The organism is Clavibacter sp. VKM Ac-2873 (genome assembly GCF_015351075.1).
In the GTDB taxonomy this organism is placed as follows: domain Bacteria; phylum Actinomycetota; class Actinomycetes; order Actinomycetales; family Microbacteriaceae; genus Clavibacter.
This window is the reverse complement of sequence record NZ_JADKRS010000001.1, coordinates 96,614-113,730: the sequence shown is the minus strand read 5'-3', so window position 1 is coordinate 113,730 and position 17,117 is coordinate 96,614. Positions and strand designations below refer to the sequence as shown.

Genomic DNA, 17,117 nt, shown 5'->3' with positions numbered 1-17,117 from the left:
TCACGAGCGCAGCCGCTCGTAGACGGCCTGGGCCAGCGTCGGCCCGATGGTGCGGACCGCCGCGATCTCCTCGACCTCGGCCTGCTTCAGCTTCGCGACGGAGCCGAACTGCTGCAGCAGCCGCTGCACGCGCGACGGCCCGAGCCCCGGGATCTCGTTGAGCACGGACGTGATGTCGCGCTTCCGACGGGCCCGCTGGTGCGTGATGGCGAAGCGGTGCGCCTCGTCGCGGATGCGCTGGATGAGGAAGAGGGCGTCGCTGTTGCGCGGCAGGATGATGGGGTAGTCGGAGTCCGGCAGCCAGATCTCCTCGAGGCGCTTCGCGATGCCGGCCAGCTGGATCCCCGTGACGCCCGACTCCTCGAGCGCCCGCTGCGCCGCCGCGACCTGCGGCTGGCCGCCGTCGACGATGAGCAGGTTGGGGCTGTACGAGAACCTGTTCACCGGGGGCGCCTCCCCCAGCTCGGGCGGCGCGGCATCCGCCGGCACCTCCGCCTCCTTGCCCAGGTAGGCGAGGCGGCGCGTGATCACCTGGTGGATCGACTCCGTGTCGTCCGTGGAGTCGGCGATGTTGAAGCGGCGGTACTGGTCCTTGCGCGGCAGGCCGTCCTCGAAGACGACCATGGACGCGACGATGTTGGTGCCGCTCAGGTGCGAGACGTCGTAGCACTCCATCCGCAGCGGCGCATCGGGCATGCCGAGCGCCTCCTGGATGTCGGCCAGGGCCTTCGACCGGGTGGTGAAGTCCGAGCTGCGGCGCGTCTTGTAGAGCATGAGGGCGTTCTGGGCATTGGTGGCAGCGGTGTGCGCGAGCGCCGCCTTGTCGCCGCGCTGGGCGACCCGCAGGTCGACCTGCCACGAGCTCGGGCGGCCGCGGCGCACGGACCCGTCGTCCTCCCCCGCCGCCCGCCGCTGGCTGAGCCACAGCTCGAGCTCGGCGGCGTCGGCGGGCAGCTCGGGGACGAGGACCTCGCGCGGCGGGTGCGCCTCGTCCTCGTAGGCGTTGTGCAGCACGGTCTCGACGAGCTCGCCGATGCCGATGTCGAGCTCCTTGTCGACGACCCAGGTGCGGGTGCCCCGGATGCGCCCGCCGCGGACCATGAACTGCTGCACGGCCGCGGCGAGCTCGTCGGCGGCGATGCCGAAGACGTCCGCGTCGACCCGGTCGTCGAACACGACGGCGGTCTTGGAGAGGGCCGCCTCGAGGGCGCCGATGTCGTCCCGGTGCCGGGCGGCCGCCTCGTAGTCCATCTCCGCCGCGGCGTCCTTCATCCGCTGCGTGAGCTGGCCCACGTACTTCGAGTCGTTGCCCGCCATGAAGCTCACGAAGTCGTCTGCGATCTCGCGGTGCTCCTCCTGCGAGACGCGGCCGACGCACGGCGCCGCGCAGCGTCCGATGTCGCCGAGCAGGCACGGCCGATTGGTCTGCCGGGCGCGCTTGAAGGTGCTCTCCGAGCAGGACCGCATGGGGAACACCTTCAGCAGGTGGTCGACCGTCTCGCGGATGGCCCAGACCTTGGTGTACGGGCCGAAGTACTTGGCGCCGCGGATCTTGCGGTTGCGGGTGACCATGACCCGCGGGTGGTCCTCGCCGAGGGTCACCGCGAGGTACGGATACGACTTGTCGTCCCGGAACTTGACGTTGAACGGCGGGTCGAACTCCTTGATCCACGTGAACTCGAGCTGGAGCGCCTCGAACTCGCTGCCGACCACGGTCCACTCGACGCCCGCCGCCGACGTGACCATGCGCCGGGTTCGCTCGTGCAGGCTCTCGAGCGGCGCGAAGTAGTTGGCCAGCCGGGCGCGGAGGTTGTTCGCCTTGCCCACGTAGAGGACGCGGTCCGCGGCGTCGCGGAAGCGGTACACGCCCGGCGACGTGGGGATCTCCCCCGCGGCCGGGCGGTAGCCGACGGTGTCCGTGCGCGCCATCAGCCCGCCGCGCGCTCCTCGCGCGCACGCTGGGACGCGACGGCCGTCGCTTCGGCCTCGGCGTCGAGGACCTCCTTGAGGAAGCCGCCCGTGTAGCTCTCGGGCACGGTGGCCAGGTGCTCGGGAGTGCCGGTCGCGAGCACGGTCCCGCCGCCCGCGCCCCCCTCGGGGCCCATGTCGATGAGCCAGTCGGCGGACTTGATGACGTCGAGGTTGTGCTCGATGACGATGACGGTGTTGCCCTTGTCGACCAGCCCGTTCAGCACGAGCAGGAGCTTCCGCACGTCCTCGAAGTGGAGGCCGGTGGTCGGCTCGTCGAGCACGTAGATGCTCCGGCCGTTCGACCGGCGCTGCAGCTCCGTGGACAGCTTGACGCGCTGCGCCTCGCCGCCGGAGAGCGTGGTGGCGCTCTGGCCGAGCCGCACGTAGCCGAGTCCCACGTCCACCAGCGTCTTCATGAAGCGGTGGATGGCCTGGATCGGCTCGAAGAACTCCGCCGCCTCGCTGATGGACATGTCGAGCACCTCGGCGATGCTCTTCCCCTTGTAGTGCACGCTCAGGGTGTCGCGGTTGTAGCGCGCTCCCCCGCAGACCTCGCAGGCGACGTACACGTCGGGGAGGAAGTTCATCTCGATCTTGATGGTGCCGTCGCCCGAGCACGCCTCGCAGCGCCCGCCCTTGACGTTGAAGCTGAACCGGCCGGGCAGGTACCCGCGCGCCTTGGCCTCGGTGGTCTCGGCGAACAGGTTGCGGATCCGGTCGAACACGCCCGTGTACGTGGCGGGGTTCGAGCGCGGGGTGCGGCCGATGGGGTTCTGGTCGACGTGGACGACCTTGTCGAGGTTCTCGAGCCCGGTGACGCGGGAGTGCTTGCCCGGCACCTTGCGGGCGCCGTTGAGCTCGTTGGCGAGCACGCGGTAGAGGATGTCGTTCACGAGCGACGACTTGCCGGATCCGCTGACGCCCGTGACGGCCGTGAGCGTGCCGAGCGGGAACGACGCGGTGACGTTCTGCAGGTTGTTGGCGCGGGCGCCCACGACCTGGATCTGCCTCTTCTTGTCGATCTTGCGGCGCTTCGCCGGCGTCGCGATGGCGCGCCGGCCCGCGAGGTAGTCGCCCGTGAGCGACTCGCGGTTCTCGATGAGGCCCTCGTACGAGCCGGAGTGCACGACCCTGCCGCCGTTGACGCCGGCGCCGGGGCCGATGTCGACGATCCAGTCGGCGGTGCGGATGGTGTCCTCGTCGTGCTCGACGACGATGAGCGTGTTGCCGAGGTCGCGCAGCTTCACGAGCGTCTCGATGAGGCGGCGGTTGTCGCGCTGGTGGAGGCCGATGGACGGCTCGTCCAGCACGTAGAGGACGCCCGTGAGCCCCGAGCCGATCTGCGTGGCCAGGCGGATGCGCTGCGCCTCCCCGCCGGACAGCGATGCCGCCGCACGCGCCAGGTTGAGGTAGTTGAGGCCGACCTCGATGAGGAACTCGAGCCGCACGCGGATCTCCCGCAGCACCTGCGCGGCGATGTGCGCCTCGCGGTCGGTGAGCTCGAGCTGGGCCATGAACGCCTGCGCGTCCGAGAGGCTCATCTCGGCGACGTCGGCGATGTTCGCGCCGTGCACGAGCACCGCGAGCACCTCGGGCTTCAGGCGCTTGCCGTCGCACACCGGGCACGGGATCTCGCGCAGGTACTCGCCCCAGCGCGCGCGCTGGTTGTCGGTCTCGGCCTGGGCGAACTGCCGCTCGATGTAGGGCATGACGCCCTCGAAGCCGGACGAGTAGGTCATCTCGCGGCCGTAGCGGTTCTTCCACTTGACCTGGACCTCGAAGTCGTTGCCGCGGAGCACCGCCTCGCGGACCTCCTCGGACAGCTTCCGCCACGGCGTCGTGAGGGAGAACTTGAGGTCGCGCGCGAGGCCGGCCAGGAGCTTCTCGTAGTACTGGAAGAGGCCCTTGCCCTGGGTGGTCCACGGCAGGATGACGCCGTCGGCGATGCTCAGCGACTCGTCCCCGATGAGGAGCTCCTGGTCCACCGACATGCGCGTGCCGAGGCCCGAGCACTCCGGGCAGGCGCCGAAGGGCGCGTTGAACGAGAACGTGCGCGGCTCGATCTCGGTCAGCTGGATGGGGTGGTTGTTCGGGCACGACAGCTTCTCCGAGTACGTGCGGAGACCACCCGGTCCGTCGACGTCGACGAAGTCGATCATGACGATGCCGTCGGTCAGCCGGAGCGCGGTCTCGAGCGAGTCCGTGAGCCGCCCGAGGATGTCATCGCTCGCGACCAGGCGATCCACCACGACCGAGATGTCGTGCTTGTACTGCTTCTTGAGCTTGGGCGGCGAGCTGAGCTGGATGAGCTCGCCGTCGACGATGGCCCGCGAGTACCCGCCGGAGGCGAGCTCCGCGAACAGGTCGACGAACTCGCCCTTCTTCTGCGACACGATCGGGCTGACGACCTGGTAGCGGGTGCCGGTCTCGAGCTCCATGAGCTGGTCGGCGATCTGCTGCACGGTCTGGCGCGAGATGCGCTCGCCGCACACGGGGCAGTGCGCGACGCCGATGCGCGCCCAGAGGAGGCGCATGTAGTCGAAGATCTCGGTGATGGTGCCCACCGTCGAGCGCGGGTTGCGGTTCGTGGACTTCTGGTCGATGGAGACCGCGGGGCTCAGGCCCTCGATGAAGTCGACGTCGGGCCGGTCGACCTGTCCGAGGAACTGGCGCGCGTACGCGGACAGCGACTCGACGTACCGGCGCTGGCCCTCCGCGAAGATCGTGTCGAACGCGAGGGACGACTTGCCGGACCCCGACAGACCCGTGAAGACGACGAGCGAGTCGCGCGGGATGTCCAGGTCGACGTCGCGGAGGTTGTGCACGCGAGCGCCGCGCACGCTGAGGAGGGAGGAGGACTCGACGGGGGAGATTGACACCTGTCCATCGTATGCGTCGCCACCGACAGCGCCGACGGGGCGGGGCGCCGGCACCCGCCTCCCCCGTCGGCGCCGGGGATCAGGACAGGTGGCCGGCCTTCTCCATCTGCCGCAGCTCGCGCTTGAGGTCACCCAGCTCGTCGCGGAGCCGCGCCGCGAGCTCGAACTTCAGCTCGCCCGCGGCCTGCAGCATCTGGTCGTTGAGGTCGGAGATGATCGCCTCCAGCTCGTTCGCCCCGGCGGCCGCCTTGCCCTCGCGGCGGAGGTTGGGCGTGGGCGACCGCTTGCCGCCGCCGCGCCCCTCGAGCATCTTCTTCGTGTCCTCGCCCTCGCGGGCCAGGATCTCGGTGATGTCGGCGATGCGCTTGCGCAGCGGCGTCGGGTCGATGCCGTGCTCGGTGTTGTAGGCCACCTGCTTCTCGCGCCGGCGGTCGGTCTCCTCGATGGCGCGCTTCATGCTGTCCGTGAGCACGTCGGCGTACATGTGCACCTCGCCCGAGACGTTGCGCGCCGCGCGGCCGATGGTCTGGATGAGCGACGTGGACGACCGCAGGAAGCCCTCCTTGTCGGCGTCGAGGATCGCGACGAGCGACACCTCCGGCAGGTCGAGGCCCTCGCGGAGCAGGTTGATGCCGACCAGCACGTCGTACACGCCGGCCCGCAGCTCGCTCAGCAGCTCGACGCGGCGCAGCGTGTCGACGTCCGAGTGCAGGTAGCGCACGCGCACGCCCGCCTCCGCGAAGTAGTCGGTGAGCTCCTCCGCCATCTTCTTCGTCAGCGTGGTGACGAGGATGCGCTCGTCCTTCTCGACGCGGATGCGGATCTGCTCCAGCAGGTCGTCGATCTGGCCCTTGGTGGGCTTGACCACGATGGCCGGGTCGATGAGGCCGGTGGGGCGGATGATCTGCTCGACCACGCCGTCGCCCATGCCGAGCTCGTACTTGCCGGGCGTCGCGGACATGTACACCGTCTGCGGCACGCGCTCGGTGAACTCGTTCCACTTCAGCGGCCGGTTGTCGAGCGCGCTGGGAAGGCGGAAGCCGTGCTCCACGAGCGTGCGCTTCCGCGACGAGTCGCCCTCGAACATGGCGCCGATCTGCGGCACGGTGACGTGCGACTCGTCGATGACGACGAGGAAGTCGTCCGGGAAGTAGTCGAGCAGGCAGTGCGGGGCCTCCCCCGCGTCGCGCCCGTCGATGTGGCGGGAGTAGTTCTCGATGCCGGAGCAGAACCCGATCTGCTGCATCATCTCGATGTCGAAGTTGGTGCGCATGCGCAGCCGCTGGGCCTCGAGCAGCTTCCCCTCGCGCTCGAGGACCGCGAGGCGCTCCTCCAGCTCCTGCTGGATGGTGCCGATGGCCCGCCGCATGACCTCGGTCTCCGCCACGTAGTGCGAGCCGGGGAACACGGACACGGAGTCCATCTTGCGGACCACGTCGCCCGTGAGCGGGTGCAGCTGGTACAGCGCCTCGATCTCGTCGCCGAACATCTCGATGCGGATGGCCAGCTCCTCGTACATCGGGATGATCTCGATGGTGTCGCCGCGCACGCGGAAGTTGCCGCGCGAGAAGTCGACGTCGTTGCGCTGGTACTGCATGGAGACGAACTTGCGGATGAGGGTGTCGCGGTTGATCTGCATCCCGACCTGCAGCGCCACCATGGCGTTCATGTACTGCTCGGGCTGGCCGAGGCCGTAGATGCACGACACCGTGCTCACCACCACGACGTCGCGGCGGCTGAGGAGCGAGTTGGTCGTGGAGTGGCGCAGGCGCTCGACCTCGGCGTTGACCGACGAGTCCTTCTCGATGAAGGTGTCCGTCTGCGGGACGTACGCCTCGGGCTGGTAGTAGTCGTAGTAGGAGACGAAGTACTCGACCGCGTTGTCCGGCATGAGCTCGCGGAACTCGGTGGCGAGCTGGGCGGCGAGCGTCTTGTTGTGCGCCAGGATCAGCGTGGGCCGCTGCACCTGCTCGATGAGCCAGGCGGCCGTGGCCGACTTGCCTGTCCCGGTGGCCCCCAGGAGCACGACGTCGGGCTCACCGGCGTTGACCCGGCCCGCCAGCTCGGCGATGGCGGTGGGCTGGTCGCCGCTCGGGGAGTAGTCGCTGACGACCTTGAACGGGCGCACGGACCGTGTGGGTTGCATGCTCTCGAGTCTACGAGCGGCCTCCGACACCGCCGGCCAGGTTCGCCCAGAGCCGATCGGTCTGCGCCAGCGTCGACGCGAGCGAGACGCCGGAGTCGATGACGTCGTCGGCGACCGCGAGGCGATCCTCGTCCGTCGCCTGCGACGCGATGCGACGCGCGGCCTCCTCGGGCGACATGCCGCGCAGCTCGACGAGGCGGCGGATCCGCTCCTCGCGCGGCGCGTGGACCACGACGATCCGGTCGAACTCGTCGACGCGGCCCGACTCCACGAGGAGCGGGATGTCGTAGACGACGACCGCGCCGGCGTCCGCCTCCCCCGCCGCGGCGATGCGCGCCGCCGACAGGGCACGCACGGCGGGGTGGGTGATGGCCTCCAGGTCGCGGCGCGCGTCCGGATCCTGGAAGACGACGGCGCCGAGCGCGGGCCGGTCGAGGGTCCCGTCTGCGGCGATCACGTCGGAGCCGAAGCGCCGGGCGATCCCCGCGAGGGCGGGAGTGCCCGGTTCCACGACCTCCCGCGCGAGACGGTCGGCGTCGATGCGCACGGCGCCGAGCTCCGCCAGGCGGTCGGCCACCACCGTCTTGCCCGCGGCGATGCCGCCCGTCAGTCCGATCAGCTGCATGGATCCAGCCTAGGCGCGACGCGCCGCCCGTCGATGCGGGCCCGGGTGCCCGGGGACGACGGAGGCCGCCCTCCCGGAAGGGAGAGCGGCCTCGTCGTGGTGCGGGCGGTGCCCGCGTCGTGCAGGGTGGTGCTACTTCGAGCTGGACAGCTTCTCGCGCAGGGCGGCGAGGCTCTCGTCGTCCGCCAGCGTGCCGGCGCCCGTCGAGTCGCTCGTGAAGCCGGGGCCGGCGGACGTGATGCCCGTGTCGGCCGCCTCGGCCTCGGCTGCCGCCGCGACCTGCTTCTTGTGGGCCTCCCAGCGGGCCTGGGCAGCGGCGTACTGCTGCTCCCAGGTCTCGCGCTGCGACTCGAAGCCGTCCTTCCACTCGTTGGTCTCCGGGTCGAAGCCCTCGGGGTACTTGTAGTTCCCCTGGTCGTCGTACTCGGTGAGCATGCCGTAGAGGGCGGGGTCGAACTCGGTGCCCTCGGGGTCGACGCCGTCGTTGGCCTGCTTGAGGCTCAGCGAGATGCGGCGACGCTCGAGGTCGATGTCGATGACCTTGACGAAGACCTCGTCACCGACCGACACGACCTGCTCGGCGAGCTCGACGTGCTTGCCGGAGAGCTCCGAGATGTGCACGAGGCCCTCGATGCCCTCGGCCACGCGGACGAACGCACCGAACGGCACTAGCTTGGTGACCTTGCCGGGCGCGACCTGGCCGATGGCGTGCGTGCGGGCGAAGACCTGCCAGGGGTCCTCCTGCGTCGCCTTGAGCGACAGCGAGACGCGCTCGCGGTCCAGGTCGACCTCGAGGATCTCGACGGTCACCTCCTGGCCCACCTCGACGACCTCGCTGGCGTGCTCGATGTGCTTCCAGCTGAGCTCGGAGACGTGCACGAGGCCGTCGACGCCGCCCAGGTCCACGAACGCGCCGAAGTTGACGATCGAGGAGACCACGCCCTTGCGGACCTGGCCCTTCTGGAGGTTGTTGAGGAACGTGCTGCGGCTCTCGGACTGCGTCTGCTCGAGCAGGGCGCGGCGCGACAGGACCACGTTGTTGCGGTTCTTGTCGAGCTCGAGGATCTTGGCCTCGATCTCCTGGCCGAGGTACGGCGTGAGGTCGCGGACGCGGCGCAGCTCGATGAGCGAGGCCGGGAGGAAGCCGCGGAGGCCGATGTCCACGATTAGGCCGCCCTTGACGACCTCGATGACGGTGCCGGTGACGACGCCGTCGGACTCCTTGATCTTCTCCACGTCGCCCCACGCACGCTCGTACTGCGCGCGCTTCTTCGACAGGATCAGACGGCCTTCCTTGTCCTCCTTCTGGAGGACGAGGGCCTCGACGGTGTCGCCGACCTTGACGACCTCCGTGGGGTCGACGTCGTGCTTGATGGACAGCTCACGCGAGGGGATGACGCCCTCGGTCTTGTAGCCGACGTCGATCAGGACCTCGTCCCGATCGATCTTCACGACGGTGCCCTCGATGAGGTCTCCGTCGTTGAAGAACTTCAGTGTCTTCTCGACCGCGGCGAGGAAGTCCTCTGCAGATCCGATGTCGTTGATCGCGACCTGCTTGGGCGCCTTGTCGGTCGTTGCGATTGTCATGTAGTTAGTGCTCCAGGATGGGCATGAATAAGGCCGCTGGCGCGGACCCGCGCGGGTACCGGTCGAGCGGCGGACGGATGGGTCGTCGCAGAAGTGCGACAGTCGATCTTAGACCCGGCCCGGGAGGCGGGACAACCGCGCCGCGCGCGCCGACCGCGCGACGCGCCAGCCACCCGTCGCGGACGTAGCGGGCTCAGCGGAGGACCGCGGCCCGCAGCGTGTCGAGGCCCACGCCGCCGACGTCGAGCGCGCGGCGGTGGAACGCGCGGATGTCGAACGCGTCGCCCTCGCGTCGCCGGGTCTCGTCCCGGAGGTCCTCCCAGATGCGCTGGCCCACCTTGTAGGAGGGCGCCTGGCCCGGCCAGCCGAGGTAGCGGTTGACCTCGAAGCGCACGAACGAGGGATCCATGTTGACGTTGCGTCCCATGAAGGCGAACGCGTACTCGGCGTCCCAGGCGGCCTCCCCGTCGGGGCGCGTCTTGCCGAGGTGCACGCCGATGTCGAGCACCACGCGGGCGGCGCGCATGCGCTGGCCGTCGAGCATGCCGAGGCGGTCGGCCGGGTCGTCGAGGTAGCCGAGCTCCTGCATGAGGCGCTCGGCGTACAGGGCCCAGCCCTCGGCATGCCCCGACGTGCCGGCGAAGCGGCGCCACGTGTTGAGCTCCGCCTTGTTGTAGGTGGCCTGCGCGATCTGCAGGTGGTGGCCGGGGACGCCCTCGTGGTAGACGGTGGTCAGCTCGCGCCAGGTGTCGAACTCGGTGACGCCCTCGGGCACCGACCACCACATGCGTCCGGGGCGGCTGAAGTCGTCCGCGGGGCCGGAGTAGTAGATGCCGCCCTCCTGCGTGGGGGCGATCATGCACTCGAGCGCCCGGATCTCCTGGGGGATGTCGAAGTGCGTGCGCCCGAGCTCCTCGACCGCGCGGTCGCTCGTCTCCTGCATCCAGGCGCGCAGGGCGTCGGTGCCGTGCAGCTTGCGGGACGCGTCGCCGTCGAGGTGCGCGATGGCCTCGAGCACGCTCGCGCCGGGGAGGATCTCGCGGGCGATGGCCTCCTGCTCCTCCACCATGCGGGCCAGCTCGCCGACGCCCCACTCGTACGTCTCGTCGAGGTCGACCTCGGCGCCGAGGAAGGAGCGCGACCGGAGGGCGTACTGCTCGCGTCCCACGGCGTCGGCGTCGCGGCCGGCCGGCTCGAGCTCCGATCCGAGGAACGCGGCGAGACGCTCGTACGCGGACCTGGCCTCCTCGGCCCGGGTTCCGAGATCCTGGCGCAGCGACGCGGGCAGCTCGCCGGCGTCGGGCCGTGCGTCGCCGGCGAAGGAGCGGAAGAAGCCGTCGGGCGCTGCCTGGCGCTCGACCTGGCCGAGCACCTCGCGGATCTGCCGCTTCGCCGGCACCTGTCCGCGGCGGACGCCCTCCCGCAGGGTCTCGATGTAGCCGTCGACCGCGCCCGCGACGGCGCCCAGGCGCGTCGCGATGTGCTCCCAGTCGCCCTCGGTCGCCGTCGGCGAGATGTCGAACACCTCGCGGATCCCCTGCGCGGGCGAGGCGATGACGTTGAGGTCGGAGAGGTGCACGCCGGCGTCGTGCATCTCGACGTCGAGCTCCAGCTCGCGCGTGAGGTCCATGCGGGTGACCTCGTCGACCGCGTCGACGGGCGTGGCGGCGGCGAGCTGCCGGACGACCGCGCGAGCCGCATCGGCGTGCGCCGCGTGGCCCGCGGGCGACATGTCGCCGTACTCGCCCTCGCGACCGGCGCGACCGAGGTAGACGCGCTCCTCGGGGTGCAGGTCGAGCGATGCGTCGATCCACCCCTCGGCGATCCGGTCGATGTCCGTCTGCGGTCGGGGGGCCTTCGGCGTCGTCGTCATCCCTCGACCGTACCTGCTCCCAGGAGGGACCGGACGGTCGCGGGATCCGTCGCGCCGCGCAGCTGCTCGGCGCGCACGGGGTCGAGCAGGATCTCGGCGAGACGCGACAGCAGCGCGATGTGGCCGCCTCCGGTGGCGGCGATGCCGATGACGATGCGGACGTCGTGGCCGTCCCAGTCGACGCCGTCGGGCAAGCGCAGCAGGCTGATGGCGTCGGCGCGCACGAGGTCGCGGCCCGCGGCGAGCGTGCCGTGCGGGACCGCGACGCCCTCGCCGACGAACGTGGAGACGGAGCGCTCACGCTCGACCATGGCGTCCACGTAGCCCGTGTCGACGGCACCTGCCGCGACGAGCGCGTCACCCGCCTGGCGGATCGCGGACTCGCGGTCCTCTGCCTTCCCGTCGAGGCGGATGGAGCCCTCCGCGAGGAGGTCGGAGAGTCGTGCTGTCGTCATGCGCTGTGCTCCTCGTGCTGGGTCGGTGGGGAGGGCGGGTCCGCCGGTCAGTGCGCGGCGGCGGCCCACGAGTCGCCGCGGCCCACCTGCACCTCGAGCGGCACGCGGAGGTCCGCCGCGTGGGCCATGCGGTCCGTGACGATGGCCTCGAGCGCGTCCCACTCCCCCGCGGCGACCTCGAGGATGAGCTCGTCGTGCACCTGGAGGAGCATGCGCGACGCCATGTCGCGCTCGCGCATGTCGGCCTCGATGCGGATCATCGCGATCTTCATGATGTCGGCGGCCGATCCCTGGATGGGCGCGTTGAGCGCGGCGCGCTCGGCGTTGTCGCGGAGGACGCGGTTCGGGCTGTTCAGGTCGGGGAACGGGCGGCGGCGGCCGAAGATCGTCTCCGTGTAGCCGGCGGCGCGGGCCTCCTCCACCACCTGGCGCAGGTAGTCGCGCACCGCGCCGAAGCGCGCGAAGTAGTCGGTCATGAGCTGCTTCGCCTCGGACGACGGGATCCGCAGCTGCTTCGACAGCCCGAACGCGCTGAGGCCGTACGCGAGCCCGTAGCTCATGGCCTTGACCTTGGTGCGCATCTCGGCGCTCACGTCGGCCGGCGTGACGCCGAAGATGCGGGATCCCACGAAGCGGTGCAGGTCCTCCCCCGCCGCGAAGGCCTCGATGAGGCCCGCGTCACCGGAGAGGTGCGCCATGATCCGCATCTCGATCTGCGAGTAGTCGGCCGTGAGCAGCGTCTCGTAGCCCTCGCCGACGCGGATGGCGCTGCGGATGCGGCGGCCCTCCTCCGTGCGCACGGGGATGTTCTGCAGGTTCGGGTCGTTCGAGGAGATGCGGCCGGTGGTGGTGCCGGTCTGCACGTAGGTGGTGTGGATCCGCTCGTCGTCGCCGATGCCGCGCTCGAGCGTCTGGATGATCTGCCGCAGCTTGCTCGCGTCGCGGTGCTCGAGGAGCAGGTCGAGGAACGCGTGCGGGTTCGACGCCTGCAGGTCGGCGAGGGCGCCGGCGTCCGTGGAGAAGCCGGTCTTGTTGGCGCGGGTCTTCGGCATGCCCAGCTGGTCGAAGAGGACCTCCTGCAGCTGCTTCGGCGACCCGAGGTTGATCTCCTTGCCGATCTCCGCGAACGCGCGCTGGGCGAGGTCCGTGATGCGCTCCTGGAGCTGCGCCGACAGGTCGGCGAGGCCGGCGCGGTCGGTCGCGACGCCGCGCAGCTCCATCTCCACGAGGACGAGCAGCGTCGGCATCTCGATGTCGACCATGACGCCGAGCGTGCGCTCGTCGAGCACATCGCGCAGCGCGTGCTCGACGCGGAGCGTGTACCAGGCCTCGACGGGCGACGTGAGCGCCTCGGTCTCCGGCACGAGCTGGTTCGCGTCGGGCTCGGGCAGGTCCTCCAGGAGGTACCGGCTGACGAGGGCGGCGAGGGTCTTGTCGGTGAAGCCCGGACGCAGCAGCCACCCGGCCACGAGCACGTCGAACGCGAGCCCGGAGACGGCGAGCCCCGCGCGGCGCATGGCCTTCACCTGCACCTTGGCGTCCGCCATGATCTTCGGGGAATCGCTCGCGAGCCACCGCTCGAACGGCGCGTAGTCGGCACGGCCCTCCTGCCACGGCAGGGACACCGCCTCGCTGGCGCTGGCGATGCCGAATCCGACGGGCCTGCCGTCCTGCGTCTCCACCGTGAGGCCGAGGCCGTGGGGCGACGCCGCGCTCTGGGTGCGGATCCACTTCTCCAGCTCCTCGTCGAGCAGCTGCTGCGGCTGCGGGGCGGCGGGCGCCGTCGACGGCTCCCGCTCGACCGCGCCCACGGGCGTGCCCTCGCTCGACGTCGAGGGCCCGGATCCCTCGAGCTTCAGCACGCGGTCCAGCAGCTGCTTGAACTCCAGCACCTGGAACACCTCGCGGAGGGCGGGCTCGTCGATGGGCTTCCGCTCGAGGTCCCGGGGGCCGAGCGGCAGCTCCACGTCGGTGAGCAGCCGGTTGAGGCGGCGGTTGCGGATGACGTTCTCGTACTGCGCCCGCAGGTTGTCGCCGACCTTGCCGGTGATCTCGTCCCGGTGCTCGAGGACGGCGTCGAGCGACCCGTACTGGTTGAGCCACTTGACCGCGGTCTTCGGGCCGACCTTGTCGACGCCGATGAGGTTGTCGCTCGTCTCCCCCACGAGCGCCGCGATGTCCGGGTACATCTCCGGCTGCACGCCGTACTTCTCGAACACCTTCTCGGCGTCGTAGCGCGTGAGCTGCGAGACGCCCTGCGTGGACGGGTAGAGCAGCGTGACGTCGTCGTTGACGAGCTGGATCGCGTCGCGGTCGCCCGAGACCACGAGCACGCGGAACCCCTGCTCACGGCCCTGCGTGGCGAGGGTCGCGAGGATGTCGTCCGCCTCGTGGTCCTCCTTGGTGAGGGTGGGGATGTTCATGGTCTTCAGCGCCCGCTCGAGCAGCGGCACCTGGCCGGTGAACTCCACGGGCGTCTCGCCGCGCGTGCCCTTGTACTCGGGGTACTCGCGGGTGCGGAACGAGAAGCGCGAGATGTCGAACGCGACGCCCACGTGCGTGGGCTTCTCCTTCTGCAGGAGGTTGATGAGCATGGCGATGAAGCCGTGCACGGCGTTCGTGTGCTGGCCCTCGCGGTTCTGGAAGCTCTCCGCCGGCAGGGCGTAGAAGGCCCGGAACGCCAGGGAGTGGCCGTCGATGACGAGGAGGGTAGGCTTTTCCGAGTTCGGCACGGGTCCAGCCTATAGAGGGCTCCCGACGTCCGACCGGCCCTGGAGGATCCCCCATGACCCAGCCCGCACCCGAGCCGTCCGCCAGCGCGCGGCTGCTCCGCCAGCCCCAGGACGTGGGCGCGCTCGCCCAGAAGATGGGCATCGTCTTCCACGAGCTGAGCCCCGAGAGATCCGTCGCGACGATGCCCGCGGAGGGGAACACGCAGCCCTACGGCGTGGTGCACGGCGGCGCGTACGTCGTGCTCGCCGAGTCGCTCGGATCCATGTCCGCGAACGTCCACGCCGGCGCCGACCGCGTCGCCTTCGGCATCGAGCTCAACGCGAGCCACACGCGCTCGGCGTCGTCCGGCACCATCACCGGCACCTGCACCGCGATCCACCTCGGCGGCACGCTCACGACGCACGAGATCGTCATGACCGACGACGAGGGACGACGCCTCTCGACCGTGCGCATCACGAACATCATCCGCGAGCGCTCCGGGCGCTGACCCGGGCGCCCCGATCGGGGGGCGGTGCGGCGGTGCGGCGGCTAGGCCTTCTTGGCGCTCAGCTGCTCGATGATGGCCTGGGCCACGTCGTGCATGGTGAGGCGGCGGTCCATCGACGCCTTCTGGATCCAGCGGAAGGCCTCGGGCTCCGTGAGCCCCATCTTCTCGTTGAGCAGGCCCTTGGCCCGGTCGACGAGCTTGCGGGTCTCGAAGCGCTCGACGAGGTCGGACACCTCGGCCTCGAGCGTGATGATCTGGGCGTAGCGGGCCAGCGCGATCTCGATGGCGGGGAGCAGGTCGTTCGGCGTGAACGGCTTGACCACGTAGGCCAGCGCGCCGGCCTCGCCCGCGCGCTCCACGAGCTCCTTCTGGCTGAAGGCCGTGAGGAGGACCACGGGCGCGATGTGGTTGCGGTTCAGCCGCTCGGCCGCGGAGATGCCGTCGAGCTGGGGCATCTTGACGTCCATGATGACGAGGTCGGGCCGGAGCTCCGTGGCCAGCGCGACCGCGGTCTCGCCGTCTCCCGCCTCGCCCACGACCTCGAAGCCGTTGTCGCGGAGGGTCTCCACGATGTCGAGGCGGATGAGCGACTCGTCCTCGGCGACGACGACACGGCGGGGGGCTGCGGGGGCTGTTTCCTGGTCACTCACGGATAGGAGCCTACGGTATCGTCGGGCGGGCCGGTGCGCGCCGGGACGGCGGATCACCGCCCGTTCCCCACGTCCACCGGGGTGCGCCGGATTGGCGGAATGGCAGACGCGGAGCACTCAAAATGCTCTGTCCGTGAGGGCGTGTGGGTTCGAGTCCCACATCCGGCACCGCATCACGCGAGGGACGCGGAGAGGGCGGGCGACCACGTGGTCGCCCGCCCTCTCCGCGTCGGGGCGGGGGCCGGACCCCCGCCTGCTCCCGCTACTTCTCGTACGCGGGAGCGGCCTCGTTCACGGCGTCGCCGACGACGTGGACGCGCAGCTCGTTGGTGGAGCCCGCGATGCCGGGAGGGGACCCGGCGATGACGACGACCTTCTGGCCGACCTCCGCGAGGCCCTCCGCGAGGAGCACGTCGTCGACCTGGTGGAACATCTGGTCGGTGTGGGTGACGGGCTCCACGAGGTAGGTCTGCACGCCCCACGACAGCGCGAGGCGACGTCGGATGCCCTCGTTCGGCGTGAACGCCAGGATCGGGATGCCGTTCCGGAGCCTCGTCATGCGGCGGACGGAGTCGCCCGACTCGGTGAAGACGCACAGGGCCTTCGCCTCGACGAACTCGGCGACCTCGGCGGCCGCGAGCGTGATCGCGCCGCCCTGCGTGAAGGGACGCGTGCCGAGCTTGGGGATGCGCTCCAGCCCGTGCTCCTCGGTCGACTCGATGATGCGGGCCATGGTCTTCACGGTGACGACGGGGAACTCGCCCACGCTCGTCTCGCCGCTCAGCATGAGCGCGTCGGCGCCGTCGAGCACCGCGTTGGCGCAGTCGGAGGCCTCGGCGCGCGTGGGGCGAGGGCTCGTGATCATCGACTCGAGCATCTGCGTCGCGACGATGACGGGCTTCGCCTTGCGGCGGGCGAGCTCGACCGCGCGCTTCTGCACGATCGGGACGGCCTCGAGCGGCAGCTCGACGCCCAGGTCGCCGCGGGCGACCATGATCGCGTCGAACGCGTCGACGATCTCCTCGAGCGCGTCCACGGCCTGCGGCTTCTCGACCTTGGCGACGACGGGGACGCGACGGCCCTCCTCGTCCATGATCTCGTGCACGCGGATGATGTCGGACGCGTCGCGGACGAAGCTCAGCGCGATGAGGTCGGCCCCGAGGCGGAGGCCCCAGCGGAGGTCCGCCTCGTCCTTGCCGGAGAGCGCGGGCACGTTGACCGCGACGCCCGGGAGGTTGATGCCCTTGTTGTTGCTGACGGCGCCGCCCACCTCCACCGTGGTCGTGACGCGCGTGCCGTCGGTGGAGACCACGCGGAGCGTGACCTTGCCGTCGTCGATGAGCAGCGGGTCGCCCGGCTTCACGTCGCCGGGGAGGCCCTTGTAGGTGGTGGAGCAGATGTCCTTCGTGCCGAGGATGTCCTCGACGGTGATGACGAAGGTGTCGCCGAACGCCAGGTCGTGCGGGCCGTCGGAGAACTTGCCGAGCCGGATCTTCGGGCCCTGCAGGTCGACGAGGACCGCGACCGCGCGGCCCGCGTCGTCGGCGGCCTTCCGGATGGTGGAGTAGATGCCCTCGTGGACGTCGTAGGTGCCGTGGCTCAGGTTCATCCGGGCCACGTCCACGCCGGCGTCGATGATGGCGCGGATGCTCTCGTAGGAGCTGGTCGCGGGCCCGAGGGTCGCGACGATCTTCGCTCGTCTGGTCATGCT

11 protein-coding genes and 1 tRNA gene are annotated in these 17,117 nt (G+C 70.4%); 2 read left to right on the top strand and 10 right to left on the bottom strand.

Features of this window, described 5'->3' with window-relative positions:
* The 8 genes from uvrC to polA form a co-directional block, all read right to left on the bottom strand.
* On the bottom strand, positions 1-1,929 hold the full coding sequence (gene uvrC / locus ITJ44_RS00540) for an excinuclease ABC subunit UvrC (protein ID WP_194632861.1): 1,929 nt from the start codon (positions 1,927-1,929) through the stop codon (positions 1-3).
* Positions 1,929-4,850 carry an excinuclease ABC subunit UvrA gene (gene uvrA, locus ITJ44_RS00535; protein ID WP_194632860.1) on the bottom strand — a complete coding sequence of 974 codons (2,922 nt, stop codon included), beginning with the start codon at positions 4,848-4,850 and terminating at the stop codon, positions 1,929-1,931. The genes uvrC and uvrA overlap by 1 nt, the downstream gene beginning before the upstream one ends.
* Before the next feature lie 79 nt (positions 4,851-4,929).
* Positions 4,930-6,996, bottom strand: coding sequence for an excinuclease ABC subunit UvrB (uvrB, locus tag ITJ44_RS00530; RefSeq protein WP_194632859.1), 2,067 nt, complete (start codon positions 6,994-6,996; stop codon positions 4,930-4,932).
* 10 nt (positions 6,997-7,006) lie between these two features.
* Complete coding sequence (gene coaE, locus ITJ44_RS00525) at positions 7,007-7,621, bottom strand: dephospho-CoA kinase (protein WP_194632858.1); 615 nt, start codon at positions 7,619-7,621, stop codon at positions 7,007-7,009.
* Between the two features lie 132 nt (positions 7,622-7,753).
* Positions 7,754-9,208 (bottom strand): 30S ribosomal protein S1, encoded by a 1,455-nt coding sequence (gene rpsA, locus ITJ44_RS00520; protein ID WP_045528136.1) that lies wholly within the window; start codon positions 9,206-9,208, stop codon positions 7,754-7,756.
* 193 nt (positions 9,209-9,401) lie between these two features.
* Positions 9,402-11,081 (bottom strand): DUF885 domain-containing protein, encoded by a 1,680-nt coding sequence (locus tag ITJ44_RS00515; protein WP_194632857.1) that lies wholly within the window; start codon positions 11,079-11,081, stop codon positions 9,402-9,404.
* Positions 11,078-11,536: a PTS sugar transporter subunit IIA gene (locus ITJ44_RS00510; protein ID WP_194632856.1), complete on the bottom strand. Its 459-nt coding sequence runs from the start codon at positions 11,534-11,536 to the stop codon at positions 11,078-11,080. The genes ITJ44_RS00515 and ITJ44_RS00510 overlap by 4 nt, the downstream gene beginning before the upstream one ends.
* A 47-nt stretch (positions 11,537-11,583) precedes the next feature.
* A complete protein-coding gene (gene polA / locus ITJ44_RS00505; protein WP_194632855.1) occupies positions 11,584-14,268 on the bottom strand; it encodes a DNA polymerase I in 2,685 nt (894 codons plus the stop codon).
* A 53-nt stretch (positions 14,269-14,321) separates the two neighbouring features.
* Between polA and ITJ44_RS00500 the strand changes: the two genes are divergently transcribed.
* Positions 14,322-14,756 carry a PaaI family thioesterase gene (locus ITJ44_RS00500; protein WP_194632854.1) on the top strand — a complete coding sequence of 145 codons (435 nt, stop codon included), beginning with the start codon at positions 14,322-14,324 and terminating at the stop codon, positions 14,754-14,756.
* Between the two features lie 41 nt (positions 14,757-14,797).
* On the opposite strand, the gene ITJ44_RS00495 is transcribed toward ITJ44_RS00500, so the two are convergent.
* The gene (locus tag ITJ44_RS00495; RefSeq protein ID WP_015490426.1) at positions 14,798-15,406 is read right to left on the bottom strand and encodes an ANTAR domain-containing response regulator; all 609 of its coding nucleotides are present in this window, start codon (positions 15,404-15,406) and stop codon (positions 14,798-14,800) included.
* An 85-nt stretch (positions 15,407-15,491) separates the two neighbouring features.
* Here ITJ44_RS00495 and ITJ44_RS00490 point away from each other — a divergent pair.
* Positions 15,492-15,574, top strand: a tRNA-Leu gene (locus ITJ44_RS00490).
* Positions 15,575-15,668: 94 nt separating this feature from the next.
* Here the strand turns inward: ITJ44_RS00490 and pyk are convergent.
* The gene (pyk, locus tag ITJ44_RS00485; protein WP_194632853.1) at positions 15,669-17,114 is read right to left on the bottom strand and encodes a pyruvate kinase; all 1,446 of its coding nucleotides are present in this window, start codon (positions 17,112-17,114) and stop codon (positions 15,669-15,671) included.
* Positions 17,115-17,117: the final 3 nt, after the last annotated feature.